Raw genomic sequence first — 24,763 nt, 5'->3', positions numbered from 1 at the left:
TTATTCAACTACTCTCTTAAACTTCTTATCAATCTCATATTTGCTCATTGAGATAATCGTAGGTCTGCCATGTGGGCAGTTATACGGATTATCAAGTTCTAAAAGCTCATCCAAAAGAGCTTCCATCTCTTCTCTTGTCATTCTGGTATTACCCTTAACAGAAGCCTTGCACGCCATGCTGGCAATCTTATAGTTGATTACATCTGGTGTTCTGTCAAGGTTGGTCTCTCGTGACAATTCATCCAGAATCTCCTGGAACATCTCTTTTTCACTGTCACAGCCAAAAAGATCTATCGGAATAGCTCTCATGGCATATTCATGACCACCAAAATTCTCAATATTAAAGCCAAGCTTTTCAAAATACTGCCTGTACTCAAGGAATACTTCTTCTTCAGCAGCCGATAAAGTTACAATAACAGGAGGATTGACCATCTGAGAAAGGATGTCTCCCGCCTTGTATCTCTTCATCATTCTCTCATAGTTGACCTTCTCGTGAGCAGCATGCTGATCAACCATGAACATCTTATCCTTAAAGCCAATGATCCAGTAGGTTCCAAAAATCTGTCCAAGAATCTCATATTCCTTGACATTTTCTTTAGTAAGAACCTTTTCATCAAAGAGATTAAGCTGAACTGGCTTTTTCTCAACAACAATCGCATCCTGATGCTTGATTATTGGTGATGGGCGCTCGTTCTTCTCTGCCTTGGAGCCATCAAGGTCTCCAAATATCCTTGTCCAGACTGCTGATTTGTTAACGTCCTCAATCTTGATTGGTTTTTCCTTTACTCCAGTAGCATAAACTGGTTCGCTCTCAGCTACCTTATTTTCTTCGAAACGAACTCGCTCAAAAGGCTGTGGTGCTGTCTTCTTAACGACCTTTTCTTCAGTATCAGTATCTATTGACGCCTGAACAGATACCTTTTCGCTGCCATCTACTCTTTCAGCTGCTGCATTAACATTAACAGGCTCTACAGTAGCTTCTTTGGCAGCTTTCTTAGTAGCCTCATCATCCTTACTGGATAACAGAGCATCCGGGATCATTTCCTGCGCGCTCAGAACATTCTCAACACTTGTCTTGATGAAATCATACAAAAGAGCCTGATTATTGAATCTTACTTCAAGCTTGGCAGGGTGCACGTTAACATCAACCATTGAAGGGTCCATTCTGATGTGAAGGATGGCAAAAGGGAACTTGTGCATCATAAGATACTGCTTGTAGCCCTCTTCAAGAGCCTTTGAAATGATCTTGTCCTTAACGTATCTACCATTAACAAAGAAAATCTCAAAGTTCCTATTTGATCTGTTAAGCGTAGGCTCGCCAAGATATCCCTCAACAGTGATCCCGTGATCAGATACGTTTATCGGACGAACGCTTACGCTCACATCTCTTCCAAAGATTCTATAGATAAGCTCCTTGAGATCGCCATTTCCTGAAGTTGAGAACTTATCATCCTTATTATTGATGTAGTGAAAAGAAATAGTGGGATTATCAAGAGCAAGATGCTCCATAACATCCCCTATATAGCTTCCTTCTGTCTGAGGAGTCTTGAGGAACTTCTTCCTGGCTGGAGTATTGTAAAAGAGATTCCTGATGATAAAGCTTGTTCCATCAGGAGCTCCAATCTCCTCCATTCCTACCTCTTCGCCACCATTTATTGAATATCTGGTGCCTGTAAGGTCATCTTTTGTCTTGGTGATGCAATCCACCTGAGCAACAGATGAAATACTGGAAAGCGCTTCACCTCTAAAGCCCAGAGAATGAATACTGAACAGATCATCTATATTCTTGAGCTTACTGGTTGCATGTCTCTTAAAAGCTTTACGAATCTGGCTCTTCTCGATACCGCTTCCATTGTCAGTAACGCGGATCATATCGATTCCGCCGCCCTTAATCTCAACAGTAACTGCTGTAGCGCCTGAATCTATGGCGTTTTCAACCAGCTCTTTTACAACGCTGGCAGGTCTTTCTACAACCTCACCAGCAGCAATCTGATCTATAGTATTTTTATCCAGCTCATTTATAAAGGCCATTTAGCTTTTCCACCTGTTCTTTAAGTCACTTTGTAATTTGTAAAGCGTATTTAAAGCATCCATTGGCGTCAGTGTTGTAATATCAATCTCCTGAAGCCTCTTAAGTACATCTTCGTCTGTCACAGTATCAAACAGTGACATCTGATGAGTATCAACCTCATCGTAGTGCTTAACCTTAACCTTTTTATCACCTTTGTTTTCCTTGGCGATACTCTGAACCTTTTCGGTAATATCGTTATCTGTAAGCTCAGTAACAATCTCTTTGGCTCTGTCTATTACCATGTCAGGAACGCCTGCAAGCTTGGCTACCTGAATACCATAGCTCTTATCAGCGCCGCCCTTAACAATCTTACGTAAAAAGACAATGTCGTCGCCATTTTCCTTAACTGCAATACAGTAGTTATTGACGTTATCCATTTTACCTTCAAGCTCTGTAAGCTCGTGATAGTGAGTAGCAAACAGTGTCTTGGCTCCAAGAATCTTCCTGTTAGAGATATGCTCTGTTACAGCCCAGGCAATTGCAAGTCCGTCATAGGTACTTGTTCCTCTTCCTATCTCATCAAGGATAAGAAGTGAATCCGGGGTTGCGTTCCTGAGGATATTGGCTACCTCATTCATCTCTACCATGAAGGTTGACTGTCCACTTCCGAGATCGTCGCTGGCTCCAACTCTTGTAAATATCCTGTCTACTACGCACATATCAGCCTTGGTAGCAGGAACAAAACTTCCTATCTGAGCCATCAGAACAATAAGTGCTGTCTGTCGCATGTATGTGGACTTACCAGCCATGTTAGGTCCTGTGATAATAGAGATACAATGCTTTTTATTATCAAGATATGTGTCATTAGAAATGAACATATCAGATGTATCAAGCATCTTCTCAACTACTGGGTGTCTGCCTTCCTTGATGTTGATAATACCCTCTTCATTTATTGATGGCTTAACATAGTGATTCTTTTCGGCAACATATGCAAGGGAAGAATATACATCAAGAAGGGCTATAGCCTTGGCAGTAGTCTGTATTCTGTCGATCTCAAGAGCTATTGAATCTCTTATCTTACAGAACATCTCGTACTCAAGGTTATTGAGCTTATCCTGAGCATTTAGGATTGTATCTTCAAGCTCTTTTAATTCAGGTGTTGTATATCTCTCGCAGTTTGTGAGTGTCTGCTTACGTATAAAGTAATCAGGAACCTTATCCTTAAAGGAGTTTGTAACCTCAAAGGAGTAGCCAAATACATTACTGTACTTGATCCTGAGGTTCTTGATTCCTGTCTTATCTCTTTCCTTTTCTTCCATCTCAGCAAGCCAGGTCTTACCATTGGTTCCAGCTTCTCTGAAATGATCTATATCTGCATCAAAGCCTTCCTTGATGATTCCACTCTCTTTAATTGCAAGAGGTGGCTCTTCAACGATTGCCTGATCGATGAGCTCATAAATATCTCTAAGAGCATCGAGTCTTTCCTGAAGCGCAGAAAGTTCTGCATTATCCTGTACATCCAAAAGAGCTGTCTTAATTGCAGGAATCATGCTGATAGAATTCCTGAATGCCAGAAGATCTCTTGGATTGGCAGTCTTATATACAATCTTGGACATAAGTCTCTCTAGGTCATAGATAGGTCCAAGGTATTCTCTGATCTCTTCTCTTGAAACTACGTTCTTAACAAGGCTCTCAACAGCGCTCTGTCTCTTTAATATCTCTTCTCTGTCAATAAGAGGCTGCTCAATAAAGCTCCTGAGAGTTCTGGCTCCCATGGCTGTCTTGGTCTTATCAAGCACCCACAAAAGAGTTCCTCTCTTTTGCTTATCTCGCATTGTCTCTACAAGCTCAAGGTTACGTCTTGTAGAGCTATCAAGAAGCATGAACTTACTTGCAAGGTATGGATAAATATGGGTGATGTTGTTGACATCAGACTTCTGCATATCGATCAGATACTGCAAAAGCGCACCAGCAGCAACTACGCCGTTAGGGAAGTCATCAACACCAAGGCCGATAAGAGATGACACCTTAAAGTGCTTCATCAGAAGTCTCTTGCTGCTATCCTCATCAAAGTATCTTGCATCCAGTGGATTGACGAAGATCTGCATTCTGTTACGTAAATCTTCCATATCCACGCCGCTAACAGAAAAAGACTCATTGCAGATGATCTCAGAAGGCACATATTTGCCAATTTCATCAAGCGCTTCTCTTAAGGAATCAACCTCAGTCAGATAATAATCACCAGTTGTAACATCAGCTATGGAAATACCGATATTATCAGGTGAATACAATATGCTCATGATGTAATTGTTCTTAGTCTCTTCAAGAGCCTGCATATTAAGGTTTGTTCCAGGAGTTACGATTCTGGTAACTTCTCTTTTAACAATTCCCTTAGCAAGCTTGGGATCCTCAGTCTGCTCGCAGATAGCGACCTTATAGCCTCTGCCAACGAGCTTGGTCAGATAAGAATCCACAGCATGAAAAGGAACTCCGCACATCGGAGCTCTCTCTTCAAGGCCACAGGCCTTACCTGTAAGTGTTAATTCAAGCTCTTTAGATGCAACCTGTGCATCGTCAAAAAAGAGCTCATAAAAATCCCCTAATCTGTAAAAAAGGATACAGTCTTTGTTTTCCTTTTTGGTCTGCAGATAATGCTGCATCATAGGTGATACTTTTTCTATATCAACCGTATCAAAAGTAGCGCTGCTCTCCACAACAAAAATTCCCCTTGTAACTCATTTTAAATAAAATAGATCAGATTCAGACTCTTTCCCCTGTAAAGTAGAATCCGTGGCATTCCACAAGCTTAACATCAACAAGCTCGCCAATAAGTGACTCATCACCTGGGAAGTGAACCAGTGTGTTATTGCTAAGTCTGCCTGTAACGAGGCTGTTATCCTGCTCGTTAACACTCTCAACGAGAACCTTCTCGGTTACTCCTGTAAGCTTTTCAGACTGTGTTCTTGCTGTTTTCTGAACAACCTTAAGAAGTCTGTCGAAGTTCTCTTTAACCTCTGCCTCTGGCACCTGATCTGGGAAGCCGGCAGCAGGTGTTCCTGTTCTCTTGGAATAGATAAATGTAAAGGCATTATCAAAAGAAGCCTTCTTAACTACATCTATAGTCTCGTCCACGTCAGCTGGTGTCTCACCAGGGAAGCCAACGATAATATCAGTTGTAATAGCAACATCAGGAAGCTTAGTCCTGATCTTATCTACAAGTGCAAGATATGAATCCTTGGTATACTTACGGTTCATACGGCGAAGGATTTCTGTACTTCCTGACTGAAGTGGCAGATGGATATGTCTTGCAAGTTTAGGATTTCTCTCGATTACATCAAGAAGCTCATCAGAGAAGTCCTTGGGATGAGGAGTCATAAATCTGATTCTCTCAAGTCCCTGTACCTTGCAAACCTCTTCAAGAAGCTCTGGGAAGCTTATCTTATTAGGATCATCATCCTTGAAATCAAGACCATAAGAGTTAACGTTCTGACCAAGGAGCATAACCTCTTTAACTCCATCAGCAACGAGCTTCTCACACTCTCTTACGATATCCTTAGGAGATCTGGATCTCTCACGACCTCTAACATAAGGAACAATACAGTAAGTACAGAAGTTGTTGCAGCCAAACATAATGTTTACGCCTGACTTAAATGGGTACTTACGAAGAACTGGAAGGTCTTCAACAATCTTGTCTGTCTCTTTCCAAATATCGATTATCATTCTGTCTGACTCAAGACAAGTGCAAAGTAGCTCAGCAAATTTATAGATATTATGTGTTCCGAAAATAAGATCAACAAATCTGTAGCTCTTCTGAATCTTCTCAACTGCTGTCTGCTCCTGCATCATGCAGCCACAAAGAGCTATCTTCATATCAGGATTCTTTTTCTTGAAATTACTACATGCACCAAGACGTCCATACACTCTCTGATCTGCGTTATCTCTTACTGTGCAGGTGTTGTAAATTACAAAGTCAGCATTCTCAGACTCAGACTCTTCGTAGCCTACAAGACGAAGGATTGCTAGAAGCTTCTCAGAATCTCTTGCATTCATCTGACAACCAAAGGTTACAACGCAGGCTGTAAGCTTTCTGCCAAGCTCTTTTTCCTTGTCAGCAACATAAGCTTTGGCCTTCTCGATAAACTCAAGCTGTCTAAGGCTCTCTGCATCTGTGATCTCATTTTTATTACTATTTAAAACATTTATTTCTTTACTCATTACCAAAAACTCTTTCTAAAAAAAAACATATTAAAACTTAGTACCATACGCATCAACGATTCCAAGAAGGATATCTACAACCTTCCTCATTTCCTGGATTGAAGCGTACTCATACTTGCCATGATAGTTATAGCCGCCTGTGCAGAGGTTAGGACATGGAAGTCCCTTGTAAGACAACGCTGCACCATCTGTGCCGCCTCTGATAGGAGAATCAATAGGTGTGATTCCAAGCTCTGTCATAACCTTCTTGGCATTATCAACAAGGTGCATGTGAGGACGGATCTTATCGATCATGTTGTAGTACTGATCGTGAACCTCGACTTCTACTGTGCCCTCTCCATATTTCTTGTTAAGATATTCAGCAGCAGCCACAAACAGTTCTTTCTTCTGAGCAAAAAGAGCTTCATCATGGTCTCTTATAATATATGATGCGCTAGCCTTCTCTGTTCCGCCATTAACCTCAGTAAGGTGGAAGAAGCCTTCTCTTTTCTCTGTATACATAGGATTCTGGAATGCAGGTAAAAGAGCATGGAACTCATAGCAAAGAAGCGCTGCATTTATCATCTTGTTCTTGGCATCGCCAGGATGAACGCTTCTACCGTTAACCTTGATATTACCCTCAGCAGCATTGAAGTTCTCGTACTCGAGTTCTCCAAGCTTGCCACCATCAACTGTATATGCGTACTTGGCACCAAATCTATCAATATCAAAGAAAGCTGTTCCAGCGCCAATCTCCTCATCCGGAGTAAAGGCGATCTTAATATCGCCATGCCTTAAATCAGGATTAGTCAAAAGAGTCTCAGCCATAGTCATGATCTCAGAAACTCCGGCCTTATCGTCAGCACCAAGAAGTGTTGTACCATCTGTAACAATGAGGTCTTCTCCGATGTGATTAAGAAGCTCAGGGAAATCCTTAGGTGATAAAACAACCTTCTCCTCAGCATTGAGAACTATGTCTGTTCCCTCGTAGTTATCAACAATACGAGGCTTAACATCCTTGCCGCTTACTTCATCAGAAGTATCCATATGTGCCACAAAGCCAATTGCTGGTCTGTCCTTGCCATCATCAATGTTAGATGGAATACTGGCATATACATAGCAGTGCTCCTTGTCATAGAAAACGTCAGAAGCACCAATCTGTGTAAGCTCGTCAGCAAGAAGTTTAGCCAGATCATGCTGTTTCATTGTAGATGGTGATGTGCCAGTTGTGTCATCAGACTGAGTGTCGATTTTAACATACCTAAGAAATTTTTCGATTACGTCAATTTTTGCCATTTTTCTTTCTCTTTGTTTCCTTTTTCTTTTTATAATCTGGATCGATTTCGCTTATATAAATCCTAGCGCTTCTCTCGTCCAGAACATTAAACTCTGGGTCCTGTACCCCGAGCGTCTTACCATTCAAATCCCCAGTATCCATCAGAAGACTCCAGCGAAGCCCATCAGGAAGCTTAGGAAGAGCAAATTCATTTTTTGCCCAGTGCATGTTGTAACAAGCATAAATAAATGGCTTGTCAGCTGCTTTTTTATCGTATAAACCACAGTACAGCATGCCAAGAATATGGCTATATCCAGATAAATCAGGTCTCCATGCCTCTTTGCCATGACAGGAAAGATCAGGGTAACCACAGGATATATAGTCCATAAGCTTATAAGGCTTATGATTATGCAAAAAGCTATGCGCAAATCTAAGATTCACAATACTCTTAACATACTCAAAAACATCTCTGTTCTTATCAAGAGCACGCCAGTCAACCCAGCCAATTTCGTTGTCCTGGCAATAAGGATTGTTATTACCTGACTGTGAATTACCAAATTCATCACCGCTAAAGAGCATCGGTGTTCCCTGAGCCATAAAGAGCATGGTCAGGATGTTCTTCATCTGCTTCTTACGAAGCTCTAATATATTGTGCTTCCTTGTACGGCCCTCGATACCACAGTTCCAGCTGAGATTGTTGTCTGTGCCGTCCTTGTTGTTCTCACCGTTTTCCTCGTTGTGCTTGTGCTCATAGGTCACAAGGTCAGCAAGTCTGAAGCCCTCGTAATCACATATATAATTGATAACGCCGTTGTCGCAGCCATTATTTATCATAGCTTTGAGGAAATCATTAGCTGTATTATCGTCGCTCTTTAAGAATCTACGGCTCGCATACATAAATGAGTGGTTATATATAGCAAGAACGCGCTCATCAGGCGTTTTGCCACCATAGATATCTCCTGTATCAAACCAGTCGTACCATATCTTGGCATCTGTAAATAAAGGCTCCTTAACTATCTGTCTGATAGGAACTCTTGAGCCCTTGAGATGGAATCCATCAACGTGATAGGTGCATCTCCAGAATCTAAGAGCATCGATTATAAGAGATTCGTTCTCGTTCTCCTCGAAAAAGAACTGCATAATAACTTCAAGTCCGTTTTCATGAAGTGTCTTAACAAAACTCTTAAACTCATTTTCTGCATCACAAGGATTCTCGCAGAAAGCAGTTCTTGGAGCAAAATAATAGCCCTTTTTATAGCCCCAGAAGTTTACTTTTCTGGTAATCTCGTTTTCATTTAAAAGGCTTCCATCCTTGGAATAGATGACTTTATTGCCTATAGCCTTAACCTTTTTAACAGGGTTCTCAACCTCATTCATCTCATAAGCAGGCATCAGCTCTATAGTTGTAACACCAAGCTCCTTGAGATATGGGATTTTCTCAATTATTCCGCCAAAGGTTCCTCTCTTGGAACTTGTAACACCACTACTGGCGCTCTTAGTAAAACCTCTGACATTCAAAAGATATACAAAGCTATTCTCATACGGAATATGAGGATTAGCATCGCTTCCCCAGTCAAAACATACTTCAGAATGTGAATGAAGGGACTTATTATCAAGCTTGGCTCTGATCTCATTATCAGGAACATCTGTCCCGAACTTCTCAAGACCTATAACATGCTTGGCATAGGAATCACAAAAATATGAATCATCCGCAAAATAATTGTAGGAGTCATATTCATCAATGTTCTCTATTCCTCTAATCCTCGCAGAATAAATAGCCCCTCTCTTAAAGGACTTAGGAAAAGAAATAGACAGAATATCTACAATCTTGCTCCCCTCCGACTTATACAGCGTAATTCCGCACTTCTTGTTATCCCCGAAAATAGTGCGAACTACCAGACTCTTGTCGTAATCGATATAACAGCCGAGAGGATATGGCTTCTCATTGCAAATCTCAAATTTCCCACGCATTTTTCATACTCCCAATCTTTCACATATGCCGTAATATTTTACCACAAAAAAGCTTTATATGCTAATAAACTATGCTATAATCGACATATACGAGAACAAATTCCACAAGGAGGCATAAAATATGGAATTTTCTAAGATTGCAACCGAAATGAACACCAGAATCGAGAATGGCGAGCAGGAAACAGTTGAAATCGAGCTTGATCACGGCGAAATCGTTAATTGCGCCATTATGATCGTGCTTACTGTTAACGATAAAGATTACATAGTTCTTTTACCACTTGATAAAAATGGTCAGAATCATGATGGAAATGTCTGGTTCTATGAATTTATCTGGGATGGATCAGATAAAGAGCCTGAACTTGGCTATATAAGTGATGATGCTGAGTACGAGGCTGTATCAGAAGCTTTTGACCTCTATCTTGACGATGTTGAGTTCGATGAGCTCGTAGAGCTCCCAGAAGAAGGACTTGACGGAGAAGAATAATTTTTTTCCCATAAATGCCTGAGGGGCCTTAGGAACCTTGAAGGTAGCATCGGATTCTCACTATTTCCGGTACAATACGACATTATGAGCGCTGATTTAGCCCTTGTCATTCCGACATAGAGCATTCGGCGCTCTTCTTCTATCTGCTCCTTTGTAACTGAGCTTCTGCTTGGAATAACGCCTTCATTCAGACCTGGGAGCCATACTATATCAAACTCAAGCCCCTTAGATCCGTGCATTGTTAGGAGTCTTACACACTTTCCTTTATTTACAGCCTTGCCCTTTGAGTCTGTATCAATACTTTCTTCCTTTATCCTGTCCAGTTCTTTTAATAAAAGCGTATTATCAGGAATCTTTTTTGACAGCTCGCTCAGCTCATCAAGTGCGCTTATCTCCTTTGAAAAGAGCTTATCTATACCAATCTCATTTCTCAGAAACCTTATGGAAAGAGCTGGTCTCATATGAGCTATCATGTTTATCTGTCTGAATAGCTTTTCAATTTCTTTTATCCTCTCATGATTACCACGATAATACTTTAATAGCTCAGCTTCGCTTACCGCATCCTTGGATAACGCACTTCTGCTGATATATCTGTTGGGGTTATTCATAATCCGTAAAAAGAACTCCCTCTTTTTGCCCTCATATGCAAACCTTAGGTAGCTCTCGCATAGCTTAACAGCTGGAGAATCGGTAAAAGACTTAGCGTAATTATCAAGATTAGTAGGAATCCCGTACATCTTACACTCTCCAGCCAGTGCAAGAGCTTCTGAATTAGTCCTGAAAATAAAAGCTATGGTATCAAGTTTATCCATATTATCCTTGAGAAACTTGATAATGGCTGCGCTTTGATGCTTTTTATTTATATACTTTCTGGGATAAACAAAGCCATTAGGGCTTGCTGTGTCAGGCCTTAGCTCCTTATTAAGTCGTATGATGTTTTCTTTTATAAGATCATTCGATGCGTATAATATTATTTTTGCGCATCTATAGTTGATATTTAAATTTATGATTTTAGGACTCTGCCCTTCAAACTGCTCTGTGAACTTCTGCATTATTCCAGGGTCAGAGCCTCTAAAGCCATATATAGACTGGTCATCATCTCCTACAACAAAGAGATTATTAGTCCTGCACAGAAGCCTTATAACCTTATACTGCATGAGATTTATATCCTGATACTCATCGATTAGAACATACTTAAATCTCCTGCTCCACATATCAAGAAGGCTTTTATCTTTTTGTAAAAGCTCGTAGCAGCGAAGAATCATGTCATCAAAATCAATCAGACCAAACTCTCTAAGTAGCTCATTATATTCATTGTAAATAGCTGTAAAATATTTAGATAATGGAACGCTTTCCTGATGCTTATCAGGTGCTTCTCCAGTATTCTTGATCCTGGAAATTTCAGAGATAATATCCCCTATCATTTCAACAGCATCAGTACATTCCTGTTTATCAATATCATGCACAGACGATAATTTGAGGATAATATCCTTAACAAATCTGTACTTATCTTTCTCACTGGCTATTTTAAGTTTATTAGATGGATTCGATTGACGAATTATCTGATAAAAAACAGAATGAAATGTGCCAAAACACACCTCAGGATAAAGAGAATCTGTAATCTTATAGAATCTGTGCTGCATCTCTATTGCTGCAGCTTTCGTGAAGGTTATTACTAAAACTGATGAAGGATCTACTGAACACTCCTCGATCAAATGCTTTAGTCTTTGTACTATAACAAAGGTTTTGCCGCTCCCTGGCCCTGCAAGAACCATTGCAGGGCCATCTTTATGGAGAATAGCCTCCATCTGAGCGGCATTACCATTTATATTATTTCTCAAGAAGTGCAATACTCTTCTTAATTCTGGCGATTGTCTCGTCCTTACCGATAACTTCCATGAGTTCAGTAGCTCCACATGGAGTCATCTCCTTACCACATACAGCAATTCTTACTGGCCAGAGAACGTAACCATTCTTGTACTCGTGAGACTTGATGTAATCTGACAAAAGAGCAAACAGAGAATCGTTAGTGTAATCATCATGTGCCTCAAGAAGTGGAAGTACCTCTTTGAGAACTGCAAGTGATGTCTCCTCGTTAGTCTTCATCTTCTTGTGAGCAAAGATAGCTGTATCATACTCAGGCATCTCCTCAAAGAAATCTACCATACCCTCGATATCAGGGAAGATCTCGATACGAGTCTTAACCATGTTAGAAATTTTCTTAAGATCAAGAGGCTTCTTGATAACTTTCTCAAGATAAGGCTTAGCCATCTCAAAGAACTTATCCTCATCCATAGCCTTGAGATACTCACCGTTCATCCATTTGAGCTTAGTATAGTCAAATACAGCAGGTGACTTGTTGATACGTGTATAATCAAACTTCTCAATAAGCTCCTGAAGGCTCATGATCTCCTGGTTGTCATCTGGTGACCATCCAAGAAGAGCTACAAAGTTAACAACTGCCTCTGCAATAAAGCCCTGCTCGATAAGATCCTCGAATGAAGAATGTCCGCTTCTCTTAGAGAGCTTGTGGTGCTCCTCATCAGTGATAAGTGGGCAGTGAATATACTTAGGAACTTCCCATCCAAATGCATCATAAAGTCTGTTGTACTTAGGTGATGAAGAAATATACTCGTTACCACGAACAACGTGTGTGATTCCCATAAGGTGATCATCAACAACGTTAGCAAAGTTATATGTTGGATAACCATCTGACTTGATAAGGATCATGTCATCAAGCTCTTTGTTCTCAACTGTTACATCTCCGTAAAGTTCATCATGGAATGTAGTTGTACCCTCTGTTGGGTTATTCTGTCTGATAACAAATGGCTTACCCTCAGCAAGGTTCTTCTCAACCTCTTCCTTGGATAAGTGGAGGCAGTGCTTGTCATAAACACTGATCTGCTTCTTGCCACCGTTGCCATCATCTATCTCCTGTACAAGAGTAGCAAGTCTCTCCTCATCACAGAAACAGTAATAAGCCTCGCCCTTGTCTACAAGCTCCTTGGCATACTGCATGTAAATACCGGCCTTCTGTCTCTCACTCTGAACATAAGGACCTACTGGGCCACCGATATCTGGACCTTCATCATGAACAAGTCCTGTATCCTTAAGTGTCTGATAGATAATCTCAGTTGCGCCCTCTACAAAACGCTCCTGGTCAGTATCCTCAATTCTAAGGATATAGTCTCCACCCTCATGCTTGGAAATAAGGTAAGCATAAAGAGCTGTTCTAAGATTTCCTACATGCATACGGCCTGTTGGGCTTGGTGCATATCTTGTACGAATTTTCATTGTTTTCTCCTATATAAAATAAAATTTAAGTTTATACCAATTTATACATATCTAAACAGGTAATTCAAATATGCCGCAAGTTTCTTTTATAGCACAATCTTATACAAGTGTCAAAAGAACTATTAACAAAATATCAGTTCTTGCCTGTTGAACCAAAACCGCCTCTATCAGCGCCTTCAAGGTGATCACATTCCTCAAAATCAATGTGAGGCTGATTCTCCATAATGCGGAACTGGCAAATACGATCATTAAAGCTGATATGTGTATCGCGCATAGCAATTACAGGCATAAACCACTGATCATTATCTCCGCAATATGAGTGATCGATAACGCCCATGCTGTTGGCCTGTATTACTCCAAAGTTCTTGAAGGTTGAGCTTCTAGGCACTACATGTGCTTCATAGCCCTCTGGAATCTCCATTGCTATTCCAAGTGGAACAAGCTTAAATTCTCCCTGCTTGAGGTCAATATCCTCAGCGCTCCTAAGGTCTATCCAGTCAGATTTGCCATCTATATACTGAAGTTTCTCAATCTTGTCGTTAAAATATTTGATCTTTATTGTTTTGTTCATGTTACTCCCCAGTTTCTAATTTAAAATTATGTATTATTTTATCATAAACATTCAATTTCTATTATAGCTTTATAGTATAAAAAGTCACTACATGAAATACCAGCCACTGCGGTGTCCGCAGTGACTGGTACTTTTGAAAGTGTATGAAGAAAAGATATTATCTATAGTAAGCTGTTACTGTCTCACCCTTTGATCCAAGTGGAATCTCATGGTCAAGACCTACAAAATTGCCAGTACGTGAATCTGACCAAAGAGTCTTTTTCATCATGTTGTACTTGGCAGCATCCCATGTTACCCAGTCGCCTTCAAGAAGTCCGCCTGTGTCACCAGAGTTAGGATTGATGCACCAGAAGGTATGATTGATGTGATTCTTGGCAATGAACTCGGCCATAATGTTAAGGTACTTCTCATTGCTGCCGCCATCCATGAATCCGCCCCACTCGCCGATAAGAAGTGGTGCAATGTCTTTGTCCTGAAGATAGAACCAGCTGTCATACCAAACGTCATTGAGAAGAGTCTTTTCAGAGAAGTCCTTCTTGAACCATGACTGCTCATATACAAGTGGGCCGTAGTCATGAGGTGAATATACGAGCTGACTCTGGTATGCACCGAGGTCTACAGGATATTCGCCAGCATTTCTGAGGTTTCCACCCCACCAGCCGCCGTAATACTTGAGCTGATCTTCTGTAGCGTTAGGATCCTGTGTGCCGGAATTATAGTCATATCCTGCTCTTGGAGTCTCCTCAATACCTTCTACCATGATAAGAAGCTTAGGATTAACTGCAAGGATTGCCTTACCGCAACGGCTTGCTGCATATCTCCAGTTGTTCTCATCTGTAGAATCATCCCACTTAGCAGATACTGCTTCAGACTGTGAGAATTTGCCGTGAGGCTCGTTCTTAAGGTCGCAAGCGATGATTGTATCATCATTCTTGTACTCATTAACAAACCATGTCCATCCCTCGATCCAATCCGCTGTTGTAAAGCCCTTAGGGCCATACCATACATTGTAATTGTGACCTGAGTTATTGGCATCTGCACTGTGGCAGTCCATCATTACCTTGATACCATTTTCTTTGCAAAGAGCAAGGAAAACATCAAAGATTTCTCTTGAGCCCATGTCAGAGCCGTCAGCTCTTTTAAGCTCAGGATTTGCATAAGTGTTTACGTTAACTTTAACGTTCTTGCCTGACTTCCACTCAAATAAAAGCTCTGTAGAAATAGGTACTCTCACAAGGTTAATACCGTGATCAGCCATACCTTCTACAACTGTTTTCATGTTAGCGCTCCAAAGTCCATGGAATACTCTCTCTGAGCAGTTAAAGCCAAACCAGTTAGCACCTGTAAGATATACTTCGTTACCATACTGATCAAGGATTCTATGTCCATCTGTATGAAGCCAGTCATCACCAACAATAGCATCACCGTGCTCAATTGGAGTTGGGTCTGGAACTGGATCAGGATCAGGAACAACGATAATTGGTTCATCAGGATCAACTGGATCTGGATCAGGCTCAACGATGATTGGCTCATCTGGCTCTGATGCAGAAGCCTGTCCATTTACAAGAATTTCTACCTTAGAACCAATATGGCTAGAACCCTGAATACCGAATTCTACAGCCTGTCCTGGCTCAATTACACTGTTCCACTCCATAGGAGTGATAACATAATAATTTCCATCTTCTTTAATCTTTACATTCCAGCTAGAATCTATTCCAACATCATTTTTGCTTACGTTAAGAGTCCAGCTATCAGCTCTCTTAGTTGTATCATTTTTAACCTTGATAAGAACTTGATAACCTGAGCCCCAGTTATTGATGGTATATTCAGTTGTTAAATTTGTAGCTGCTGAGCTAGCATAGTTGCTAGTTTCTGCTGCATTTGCTCCAATAGTTAAGCCGCCAAAGCCTGTAAGTACAAGTACAGCTGACAGTGCTCCAATCAATGCTTTTTTGCCATAAGATTTAGTGCTCTTATGCATTGACTAACCCTCCATATAATTTGTTACCATCCACAGCCCTAAGGCTGTGGACGATAACTGTAAGTTTTTTATTTTGCTTCTGCAATAATCTCAACAGTGTTGTTAAGATGGCTTGATCCCTGAATACCAAATTCAGTTGATCCGCCTGGCTCAAGTGATGCGTTCCATGACATTGGTGTAATGATGTAGTAATTAGCATCTTCATCAACGTTTACGCACCAGCTTGAATCGATACCAACATCCTTCTTGTTAACCTTAAGTACCCAAGAATTTGTTCTCTTATCTGTATCGTTCTTAACCTTGATAAGAACCTGATAACCTGAACCCCAGTTATTGAGTGTGTACTCAGCCTTGAAGTCGCCTGTAACAACAGGATCTGGAACGATGATTGGATCATCTGGCTCTACTGGATCGTCTGGCTCGATAGGATCATCCGGCTCTACTGGATCAACTGGATCTGGATCTACTGGATCATCTGGCTCGATAGGATCAACAGGATCTGGATCTACTGGATCAGGATCTACGATAACGATTGGATCTGGAATTACAACAGGCTCTGGAGCATATCCTTCGCCAAGTACAAGCTTTGATCCCTCAAAGAGCTGCATTCCGTTAGGTGTAGCCATCTGATTGTTGCTTGTGCCGCCAAGTCCCTTTACGCAAGGGCTATTAGAATAATCCCACTTACCAGGAGCTGTGAATCTGAGCTGAAGCTCGCACTTGCACTCGCTCTGTCCGCCTGGATAGATCTGAGCGCCTGTAAGGTCAACATCTACGTAGTAGATACCTGCCTGATCAGAAGGCTGGAAGTCAGAAATTCTAACCTTATGCTGCATGTATGTTGTAGAAACAGTCATGTCTGAAGCCTTGTAGCCCTGTGCGATAACGTCGCTAAGGTCAAAGAACAGACGAAGTGTAAGGTTATCTGAAAGTCTTGCTGGCCAAGCTGTATGGTTCTCGATAACAGCCTTGATCTCAACAAAGTTGATCTTGTTGTTCTTATCCTGAGCATTGATGCCAGCCTTAAGAACGAACTCTCCTCCATCAGTCTGCTCAATAGCAGTTGGAGTTGCTACAGCGCCGTAACCATTCTTCTCATAGAGATATGCACATGCGCCTGTGAAGCCTGCATTATAATCGCAAGCAACTTCGTTAGCGATATAATCGCTACGATCGTCAACGTAACTGTCGTTAGCACCACTTGGTCCACCTACAACAGCACCAACAAGTGTATGTCTTGATGTCTTAGGCTCAGCATTGAGGTTGTTTGACCAGCAACCATGAGCTGCTCTGTGGTGAGGATTCTTAGGTGACTGTGAGTTGTAACCAACCATGAAGTTCTGTCCTGAACTTCCAAGTGTGTAGTTAACAGTTCTCTCGATGTAAGCATTAGCATCAGCAATGTGCTGGCTGTCAGCCTTATCAAGTCCTACATAGATTGCATCTATGAAAGCCTGGTTGTTAGCATAACGAACTGATCCCCACTGGCTGAGGAATGAAAGTCCGCCAGGGCTGATTGTAATAGGATTTGATCCTGCAAGCTTACCATTCCAGCAATCGATACTGTTCTCGATAGCTGTGTAGTACTTATCTTTTCCTGTAAGTTCTGCAAGAAGAAGGCAAGCGCCCATGTGAGTATCATCCCATGACATTGTCCATGAGTAAGCCATTTCTGTGCCGCCCTGGAACTCTGTACCAAAGTTCTCAGCATACTGCTCAGCCTTTGTAAGGTAAGTCTTGTCGCCTGTAGCCTTGTATAACCAGCAGCCTGCAAGTGCAAGCTCATCATAGAATCCACTATAGGATGTATAGAATCCGCTAGCAGCCGTATATCCTGCATCACTCTTAGCTCTTTCTGCCATTCCGAAAAGAGTCTTAGCGTGTGCTAAATATGTAGCGCTAAGTGAAGGATCAGAGTTCTTGAATACAAGAGAAGCAACTGCAAGAGATGCTGCAGCTTCACCTGTAACACATGAACCACCATTAGCTGAAGTGTCATCTACCTTGTATGAAGGTCTGTCCATCTTGAGCTCAACAAGTTCTGGAGCTCCCCAGAAGCCGTGATCCTTGCCGCCGTCACCTACCTGATAGTAGTAAGTACTTGAATCTGGATTACATTTTACAAAATAGTCATTGGCCCACTGAATGTCGTGGAGCATCCACTTTTCCTGGCCTGACTGGGTATATGCCTTAGGATTGTTAAGATATGACCATCCAAGGATCATAGATGAATATGCCATAGGCAGATTGAACTTAACGTTATCACCTGCATCATACCATCCGCCTGTAAGATCAAGGCCATTATCTCTACCATCGTTTAATCCTGAGTCAGCTCTCCAGTTAGTTCTTGATAAGGTTTCCTCTGAAAGCTTACCTGACTCCTGAAGCTGATAGAACAACAATGATTTCGCCAACGCATCCCCATAATTGTAGTTGCCAGCAGCCTTTACATTTACTGAAGGAAGACTAAGTCCTCCAACCACCATAAAAGCTGATAACGAACATACCAATGCCTTTTTGCAAAAAGTTTTTGTTACTTTATGCATAAAACACATTCCCTCCTTAAATTGTTATGTTATTTAAACGATATCTGCGCGCTAGATATCATCAAAATCAAGAACTAGTTTCCGAGAAAATGGCTTAAATACTTCATTTCGAAATTGTTACAATATTCGTAGTATTCTGAAAGCTTTTACATTTTTGTAATATTCAGATACATCTGGCATAATTGTCAGTAAATTTCAATACTTATATTAACTTAAACGTTTTAGCTTGTAAATGTTTTTTAATATATTTTTAATTGTTTTTTAAATTTTGTTACATTTTACTTAACACTTTTTTGCTTTAAGTATCACTAATTTATTAACGAAAAAAGGATATCAGTTTTCGTAAACTGATATCCTTCATTAAATCTTTTTTCGTATTAGCCCTGATTCTGTTTCTCAACAAGGTGGTCTCCGCAGTATTTCTCGCGAAGTTTCGGTTTATCTATCTTACCTGTAGCGTTTCGAATAACGTGATCAAAAATGATTTTTCTAGGTCTCTTATACCTTGGAAGATCAACACAGAAAGCATTGACCTCTTCCTCAGTAAGAGTCATACCCTCTTTTACCTGAATGATGGCTGCAGCAATTTCACCAAGTCTGGCATCTGAAAGACCTATTACAGCAGCGTCATGAATCTTATCATTCTTCATGAGGAAGTTCTCAATCTGAACTGGATACAGGTTCTCACCACCAGAAATAATAACATCCTTTTTACGATCTACAAGGAATATGAAACCGTCCTCATCCTGACGAGCCATATCTCCTGTAAAGAGCCAGCCATCCTTGAGGATTTCATCTGTAGCTTCTTTATTCTTGTAATAGCATACCATTACACCAGGTCCCTTAACACAAAGCTCTCCGATCTCGCCCTGGGTAACAGGCTTGCCTTCCTCGTCAACAATTTTGGTCTTCCAGCCGTAGCCTGGAACTCCGATAGCTCCAACCTTATGAACATTTTCCATTCCAAGGTGCACACAGCCAGGACCAGTTGATTCAGATAATCCGTAGTTGGTGTCATACTTATGATCTGGGAAGTACTCAAGCCAGTGTCTTACAAGACTTGGTGGAATTGGCTGAGCACCTATGTGCATGAGTCTCCACTGAGACAGCTTGTAATCTTCTATTTTGAGCTTACCACTATCAAGTGCAGCCAGAATGTCCTGTGCCCACGGAACAAGGAGCCAGACTATTGTACAATGCTCCTCAGAAACAGCTCTGAAAACCGCCTCTGGAGAATTACCTTTCAAAAGAACTGCTCTGCTTCCTGTAAAGAGTGAGCCAAACCAGTGCATCTTGGCACCAGTGTGGTACAGCGGAGGTATGCAAAGAAAACAATCATTATGAGTTGTCTCGTGATGCATAGCTTCCATCTTGGCAGACTGCATAAGAGCTGTATGTATATGTAAAATAGCCTTAGGAAATCCTGTTGTACCTGATGAGAAGTAAATTGCAGCATCGTCGCTATCTTCTATTAAAACTCTAGGTGCAACAGATGAAGCATTTGATGCCTGCCTGAAGTAGTCCTCAGCATAGGATGGACACTGATCTCCTACGTAATATAGAAGCATTTCCTTTTTAAGCTTCTGAGCGATATCCTCAATACGTCCAATGAATTCTGGACCATAGAATAAAACGTCGGAGTCAGAAGCCTTTAAACAATAGTCAATTTCCTCTGAATCAAATCTGAAGTTAAGCGGAACAGCTATTGCTCCTGATTTAAGAATTCCAAAGTATATTGGTAACCACTCAAGGCAGTTCATTAGAAGAATCGCACATTTCTGCCCCTTCTTGATTCCTCTTTCCATGAGCATGTTGGCTACTCTGTTAGCCTTTTCATCAAATACAGACCAGGTGATCTGTCTCCTGTAATATGCTGTTGATGTAGGCTGGATCAGTTCATATTCTTTCCAAGTAACTCTCTGTTCCTCCCTGATCTCGGGATTGATCTCAACAAGAGCAACCTCTTCCCCATAAAGTTTGCTGTTTCGTTCTAGTAAATCTGTAATCGGCATAATATTGTAATCCCCTTCTTGTACGCTTTAAAGTACTAAAGTACAGTATATCGAATTTAAATTAAAAGGTCAAACACTCTTACGAATTTAACTTGATTTTATTGACCAATTTTATTATTCTGTTATAAGGGTTTACTTTATCGCTTTAAACCATAAACTTGTTTTGCAGTTTAATGCGCTAAAAAAGAAGTTTTGTAGGAGGTATTTTAATGAGTTTGTCAAACACTAAGCAGCTCATGCTGGGCAATAAGGCTGTTGCCCGTGGTCTCTATGAGGCCGGCGTCTGTTTTATCTCAAGTTATCCTGGAACTCCCAGTACTGAGGTAACAGAAGAAGCTGCTAAATATGAAGAAATCTATTGTGAATGGGCACCTAACGAGAAGGTTGCTATGGAGTCAGCCTTTGGTGCATCACTCGCTGGTCGAAGAGCATTCTGTGCTCAGAAGCACGTTGGTCTCAATGTGGCAGCAGATCCACTTTATACAATGTCATATACAGGAGTTAACGCTGGTCTCGTTATCGTTGTAGCTGATGATGCAGGTATGCACTCTTCACAGAACGAGCAGGATTCTAGGCATCATGCAATTGCAGCCAAGGTTCCTATGATAGAGCCTTCAGATTCTGCAGAAGCTCTTGAATTTACTAAACTTGCTTATGAATTATCCGAGAAGTTCGATACTCCTGTTCTTCTCAAGATGTGCACAAGAGTTGCTCATTCACAGTCTATCGTAGAAACAGGCGAAAGAACTGTACCTGATAAGCCATATGAGAAGAACATTGCCAAGTACGTTATGATGCCAGGTAATGCCAAAAAGCGTCATCCTATCGTTGAGCAGCGTACCAAGGATCTCATTGCATATGCTGAGAACTGCCCTCTTAACAGAGTTGAAATGGGCGATACCAAGATTGGTATCATCACCTGCTCCACTTCATATCAGTACGTAAAAGAGGTATTTGGTGACAGCGTAAGCGTTCTCAAGCTAGGAATGACCAATCCTCTTCCAGAGAACCTTATTAAGGACTTCGCTGCCAAAGTAGATAAGCTCTACGTTGTAGAGGAGCTTGATCCTATCATCGAAAATCACGTTAAGTCTCTTGGGCTTGAAGTTACAGGCAAAGACCTTCTTCCTATCTGTGATGAGTTTTCACAAACACTCATTGCCAAATCCTTTGATAAGGAAGTCGCTAGTTCTTTTACCCTTGAAGAAAATATACCTAACAGACCTCCAGTAATGTGCGCAGGCTGCCCTCACAGAGGTTTGTTCTACACTCTTAAAAAGAATAACTGCACTGTTCTTGGTGATATCGGATGCTATACACTTGGTGCTGTTCCACCACTTGGTGCAATTGAAATGACACTTTGCATGGGCGCTTCTATTGGTGCTCTTCACGGCTTTAATAAGGTTCGCGGCGCAGAAAGCGAGCATAAGACTGTAGCTGTTATCGGTGATTCAACCTTTATGCATTCCGGTATGACAGGGCTTGCTAACGTTGCTTATAACCAGTCTAATTCCACAATAGTTATCGTAGATAACTCTATTACAGGTATGACAGGCCATCAGCAGAACCCTACAACAGGCTACAACATCAAGGGTGATCCAGCTGGTAAAATCGATCTCGAGGCACTTTGCAAGGCTATGGGCTTTGAGCGCGTAAGAGTTGTTGATCCATATAACCTTGATGAATGTGACAAGGTAATAAAGGAAGAACTTGCAGTTGATGCTCCTTCTGTAATTATTTCCAGAAGACCATGTGCTCTTCTTAAATATGTTAAGCACAACAAACCACTTAAGGTTAACACCGACAAGTGCGTTGGCTGTAAGTCATGTATGAGAATTGGCTGCCCTGCTATTTCCATGAAGGATGGCAAGGCTAGCATTGATACAACACTTTGCGTTGGCTGCAACGTATGTAGTCAGCTTTGTCCAGTAGGAGCCCTTGAAGCTCCAGAAAGGGAGGCATGATTACTATGGAAACTAAGAATATTATGATTGTTGGCGTTGGAGGACAGGGTTCTCTTCTTGCCAGCAAATTACTGGGTCACCTTCTTCTCAATCAGGGCTATGATGTTAAGGTTTCAGAAGTCCACGGAATGAGCCAAAGAGGTGGCAGCGTTGTAACATACGTAAGATATGGAGATAAGGTTTACTCTCCTGTCATTGATAAAGGAGAAGCTGATTTCATCGTATCCTTCGAGGCATTAGAGGCTGCCAGATGGCTTCCATTCCTCAAAAAGGATGGACAGATCGTAACTAATACTCAGCAGATCGATCCAATGCCTGTTATTACAGGTGCAGCTGAATATCCTGCTGATCTTGTGAGCAAGTTAAAGGCTACAGGTGCCAAGGTAGATGCTCTTGACTGTCTCTCACTTGCAGAGGAAGCTGGTTCAGCCAAGGCTGTTAACATCGTTCTTCTTGGAAGACTCTCTCACTACTTCGATCTTCCAGAGGATGCATGGATGAAATCACTTGAAGCCAATGTTCCAGCCAAGTTCCTCGAGATGAACAAAAAGGCCTTTGAGCTTGGCAAAAATCACGCTTGAAAAATGTAACTAATTAACGTTTATAAATGGGAAAAGTTAGCTTGGGAGAAAACTTATGGAGCAATACTATCAGAAAGAAATAGAAACTGCCTCCGTCGATGAACTTAGGAGGATTCAGAGCGAAAAGCTTGTTAAACAGGTTAAGCGTGTATGGGATAATGTCCCATACTACCGCAAAAAAATGGAAGAAAAAGGTGTAACGCCTGACGACATTAAGTCAGTAGATGACCTTCATAAGCTCCCATTTTTATCCAAAAAGGATTTAAGAGATGCATATCCTACAGGACTTCTTGGAGCTCCTATGAAGGACTGCGTACGTATCCACTCAACTTCAGGAACTACTGGCAAGCGTGTTGTAGCTTTTTATACTCAGCATGATATTGACCTCTGGGAAGACTGCTGCGCAAGAGCAATCGTAGCTGCTGGTGGAACTAATGAAGATATTTGTCAGGTTGCATACGGCTTTGGTCTGTTCACAGGCGGCGCTGGTCTTAACGGCGGTTCTCACAAGGTAGGCTGCCTTACAGTTCCTATCAGCTCCGGTAACACTGACAGACAGATGATGTTCATTCAGGATCTTGGTGCAACCATCATCTGCTGCACTCCTAGCTACGCTGCTTATATTTCAGAGAGATACAAAGAAGAAGGCTATGCTCCTGAGGATATTCCTCTTAAGGCTGGTATCTTCGGTGCTGAGGCATGGAGTGAAGAAATGCGTCAGGAAATTGAGTCTTCTCTTGGAATCAAGGCTTATGACATCTATGGTCTTACAGAATTATCTGGTCCTGGTGTTGCTTATGAGTGCTCTGCTCAGGATGGTATGCACATCAATGAGGACCACTTCATTGCAGAGATCATTGATCCAGATACAGAAGAAGTTCTTCCAGAAGGTTCACAGGGTGAGCTTGTCTTCACAGCTGTAGACAAGGAAGCCTTCCCAATGATCAGATATCGTACAAGAGACATCTGTAAACTCACAAGGGGTAAATGCTCCTGCGGAAGAACCTTTATCAAGATGGCTAAGCCTATGGGCCGCTCAGATGATATGCTCATCGTCAGAGGCGTTAACGTATTCCCTAGCCAGATCGAAACTGTTCTTCTCAACAATGGTTATGCTGCAAATTACCAGATTGTTGTAGACCGTCAGAATAATACAGACTCTTTGGATGTACAGGTTGAGATGACTCCTGAGATGTTCACAGATAACGTTGGTGAAATCGAGGAACGTCAGAAAAAGCTTGCAACAGACATGCATTCAATGCTTGGTATCAAGGTTCGTATCTCACTCCTTGCTCCTAAGTCAATTGCCAGATCAGAAGGCAAAGCTGTCCGTGTAATAGACAAGCGTAAGATTTAATATCTGTTTAATTGCACAAACACACACGTAAAGAGTAAACTATAGTTAGATACTTTATAGGAGGCAAATATGAGTATAAAACAGATATCCGTCTTTCTTGAAAACAAACCTGGAACTCTCAAAAAGCTCACCAGTGTTATGGCCAAAAACAATATAGATATGCGTGCTACCTCTCTTGCCGAGACCAAGGATTTTGGTATTGCAAGAATCATTGTAGATGATGCTCTTGAGGCAGTTAACACCTTAAAGGAAAATGACTTTGTCGCAAGCCTCACTCCTGTTCTTGCAGTTGAGATCCCTGATGAAGCAGGCGGACTTGATAAGCTTCTTGATGTATTTGCCAATGCTGATGTCAATATCGAGTACATGTATGCTTTCCCAGGAAGAGGCACAGAGGGCCATGCTTACATGATCTTCCGTGTAGGTGATACTAAGGCTGCTGAAGCTAAGCTCACAGGTAAGGGCCTTAAGATCCTCTCACAGGAAGATATCGCAAATATCTGATTCATATATCTATTATC

The 24,763-nt window shown here is 41.4% G+C and carries 16 protein-coding genes; 5 read left to right on the top strand and 11 right to left on the bottom strand.

Going from position 1 to position 24,763, the window contains the following annotated elements; genetic code table 11:
- The 5 genes from mutL to IJI01_RS04080 form a co-directional block, all read right to left on the bottom strand.
- On the bottom strand, positions 1-2,031 hold the full coding sequence (mutL, locus tag IJI01_RS04100) for a DNA mismatch repair endonuclease MutL (protein ID WP_292186253.1): 2,031 nt from the start codon (positions 2,029-2,031) through the stop codon (positions 1-3).
- On the bottom strand, positions 2,032-4,674 hold the full coding sequence (gene mutS, locus IJI01_RS04095) for a DNA mismatch repair protein MutS (RefSeq protein ID WP_292186926.1): 2,643 nt from the start codon (positions 4,672-4,674) through the stop codon (positions 2,032-2,034).
- Between the two features lie 97 nt (positions 4,675-4,771).
- Positions 4,772-6,226 (bottom strand): tRNA (N6-isopentenyl adenosine(37)-C2)-methylthiotransferase MiaB, encoded by a 1,455-nt coding sequence (gene miaB / locus IJI01_RS04090; RefSeq protein ID WP_292186251.1) that lies wholly within the window; start codon positions 6,224-6,226, stop codon positions 4,772-4,774.
- 30 nt (positions 6,227-6,256) lie between these two features.
- Complete coding sequence (gene pepT, locus IJI01_RS04085) at positions 6,257-7,501, bottom strand: peptidase T (protein WP_292186248.1); 1,245 nt, start codon at positions 7,499-7,501, stop codon at positions 6,257-6,259.
- Positions 7,488-9,452 (bottom strand): alpha-amylase family glycosyl hydrolase, encoded by a 1,965-nt coding sequence (locus tag IJI01_RS04080; protein WP_292186246.1) that lies wholly within the window; start codon positions 9,450-9,452, stop codon positions 7,488-7,490. The genes pepT and IJI01_RS04080 overlap by 14 nt, the downstream gene beginning before the upstream one ends.
- A gap of 121 nt (positions 9,453-9,573) precedes the next feature.
- Here IJI01_RS04080 and IJI01_RS04075 point away from each other — a divergent pair, with 121 nt between their 5' ends.
- On the top strand, positions 9,574-9,936 hold the full coding sequence (locus IJI01_RS04075) for a DUF1292 domain-containing protein (protein ID WP_292186243.1): 363 nt from the start codon (positions 9,574-9,576) through the stop codon (positions 9,934-9,936).
- Here IJI01_RS04075 and IJI01_RS04070 read toward each other — a convergent pair.
- The 6 genes from IJI01_RS04070 to IJI01_RS04045 all read right to left on the bottom strand — a co-directional run bounded on the left by IJI01_RS04070 (position 9,867) and on the right by IJI01_RS04045 (position 20,340).
- On the bottom strand, positions 9,867-11,777 hold the full coding sequence (locus tag IJI01_RS04070) for an ATP-dependent helicase (RefSeq protein ID WP_292186239.1): 1,911 nt from the start codon (positions 11,775-11,777) through the stop codon (positions 9,867-9,869). The genes IJI01_RS04075 and IJI01_RS04070 overlap by 70 nt on opposite strands.
- Positions 11,767-13,230, bottom strand: a complete 1,464-nt coding sequence (gltX, locus tag IJI01_RS04065; protein WP_292186236.1) for a glutamate--tRNA ligase — start codon at positions 13,228-13,230, stop codon at positions 11,767-11,769. Before gltX ends, IJI01_RS04070 begins: the two co-directional genes overlap by 11 nt.
- Positions 13,231-13,363: 133 nt before the next feature.
- The gene (locus IJI01_RS04060; protein WP_292186233.1) at positions 13,364-13,801 is read right to left on the bottom strand and encodes a dUTP diphosphatase; all 438 of its coding nucleotides are present in this window, start codon (positions 13,799-13,801) and stop codon (positions 13,364-13,366) included.
- 157 nt (positions 13,802-13,958) lie between these two features.
- Positions 13,959-15,782, bottom strand: a complete 1,824-nt coding sequence (locus IJI01_RS04055) for a cellulase family glycosylhydrolase (protein ID WP_292186230.1) — start codon at positions 15,780-15,782, stop codon at positions 13,959-13,961.
- Positions 15,783-15,850: 68 nt separating this feature from the next.
- Positions 15,851-18,328 (bottom strand): glycoside hydrolase family 9 protein, encoded by a 2,478-nt coding sequence (locus IJI01_RS04050; RefSeq protein WP_292186228.1) that lies wholly within the window; start codon positions 18,326-18,328, stop codon positions 15,851-15,853.
- A gap of 377 nt (positions 18,329-18,705) precedes the next feature.
- Positions 18,706-20,340 carry a class I adenylate-forming enzyme family protein gene (locus IJI01_RS04045; protein WP_292186226.1) on the bottom strand — a complete coding sequence of 545 codons (1,635 nt, stop codon included), beginning with the start codon at positions 20,338-20,340 and terminating at the stop codon, positions 18,706-18,708.
- 209 nt (positions 20,341-20,549) lie between these two features.
- On the opposite strand from IJI01_RS04045, the gene iorA reads away from it, so the two are divergent.
- The 4 genes from iorA (at position 20,550) to IJI01_RS04025 (ending at position 24,746) form a co-directional block, all read left to right on the top strand.
- Positions 20,550-22,304, top strand: a complete 1,755-nt coding sequence (gene iorA, locus IJI01_RS04040) for an indolepyruvate ferredoxin oxidoreductase subunit alpha (RefSeq protein WP_292186224.1) — start codon at positions 20,550-20,552, stop codon at positions 22,302-22,304.
- A gap of 5 nt (positions 22,305-22,309) precedes the next feature.
- Positions 22,310-22,885 carry an indolepyruvate oxidoreductase subunit beta gene (locus IJI01_RS04035; protein ID WP_292186221.1) on the top strand — a complete coding sequence of 192 codons (576 nt, stop codon included), beginning with the start codon at positions 22,310-22,312 and terminating at the stop codon, positions 22,883-22,885.
- Between the two features lie 55 nt (positions 22,886-22,940).
- Complete coding sequence (locus tag IJI01_RS04030) at positions 22,941-24,242, top strand: phenylacetate--CoA ligase family protein (protein WP_292186218.1); 1,302 nt, start codon at positions 22,941-22,943, stop codon at positions 24,240-24,242.
- Between the two features lie 69 nt (positions 24,243-24,311).
- Positions 24,312-24,746, top strand: a complete 435-nt coding sequence (locus IJI01_RS04025) for an acetolactate synthase (protein WP_292186216.1) — start codon at positions 24,312-24,314, stop codon at positions 24,744-24,746.
- Positions 24,747-24,763 lie beyond the last annotated feature (17 nt).

This window comes from Butyrivibrio sp., from assembly GCF_017433805.1.
Taxonomy (GTDB): domain Bacteria; phylum Bacillota; class Clostridia; order Lachnospirales; family Lachnospiraceae; genus Butyrivibrio.
Note: the sequence above shows the minus strand (reverse complement) of the source record. Positions and strands in the feature narration are given on the sequence as shown.

What these genes read in the sequence shown, in the direction of transcription:
- mutL (WP_292186253.1), bottom strand. Translation starts at nt 2,031, where the DNA reads ATGGCCTTTATAAATGAGCTGGATAAAAATACTATAGATCAGATTGCT.
- mutS (WP_292186926.1), bottom strand. Translation starts at nt 4,674, where the DNA reads ATGATGCAGCATTATCTGCAGACCAAAAAGGAAAACAAAGACTGTATC.
- miaB (WP_292186251.1), bottom strand. Translation starts at nt 6,226, where the DNA reads ATGAGTAAAGAAATAAATGTTTTAAATAGTAATAAAAATGAGATCACA.
- pepT (WP_292186248.1), bottom strand. Translation starts at nt 7,501, where the DNA reads ATGGCAAAAATTGACGTAATCGAAAAATTTCTTAGGTATGTTAAAATC.
- IJI01_RS04080 (WP_292186246.1), bottom strand. Translation starts at nt 9,452, where the DNA reads ATGCGTGGGAAATTTGAGATTTGCAATGAGAAGCCATATCCTCTCGGC.
- IJI01_RS04075 (WP_292186243.1), top strand. Translation starts at nt 9,574, where the DNA reads ATGGAATTTTCTAAGATTGCAACCGAAATGAACACCAGAATCGAGAAT.
- gltX (WP_292186236.1), bottom strand. Translation starts at nt 13,230, where the DNA reads ATGAAAATTCGTACAAGATATGCACCAAGCCCAACAGGCCGTATGCAT.
- IJI01_RS04060 (WP_292186233.1), bottom strand. Translation starts at nt 13,801, where the DNA reads ATGAACAAAACAATAAAGATCAAATATTTTAACGACAAGATTGAGAAA.
- IJI01_RS04055 (WP_292186230.1), bottom strand. Translation starts at nt 15,782, where the DNA reads ATGCATAAGAGCACTAAATCTTATGGCAAAAAAGCATTGATTGGAGCA.
- IJI01_RS04050 (WP_292186228.1), bottom strand. Translation starts at nt 18,328, where the DNA reads ATGCATAAAGTAACAAAAACTTTTTGCAAAAAGGCATTGGTATGTTCG.
- IJI01_RS04045 (WP_292186226.1), bottom strand. Translation starts at nt 20,340, where the DNA reads ATGCCGATTACAGATTTACTAGAACGAAACAGCAAACTTTATGGGGAA.
- iorA (WP_292186224.1), top strand. Translation starts at nt 20,550, where the DNA reads ATGAGTTTGTCAAACACTAAGCAGCTCATGCTGGGCAATAAGGCTGTT.
- IJI01_RS04035 (WP_292186221.1), top strand. Translation starts at nt 22,310, where the DNA reads ATGGAAACTAAGAATATTATGATTGTTGGCGTTGGAGGACAGGGTTCT.
- IJI01_RS04030 (WP_292186218.1), top strand. Translation starts at nt 22,941, where the DNA reads ATGGAGCAATACTATCAGAAAGAAATAGAAACTGCCTCCGTCGATGAA.
- IJI01_RS04025 (WP_292186216.1), top strand. Translation starts at nt 24,312, where the DNA reads ATGAGTATAAAACAGATATCCGTCTTTCTTGAAAACAAACCTGGAACT.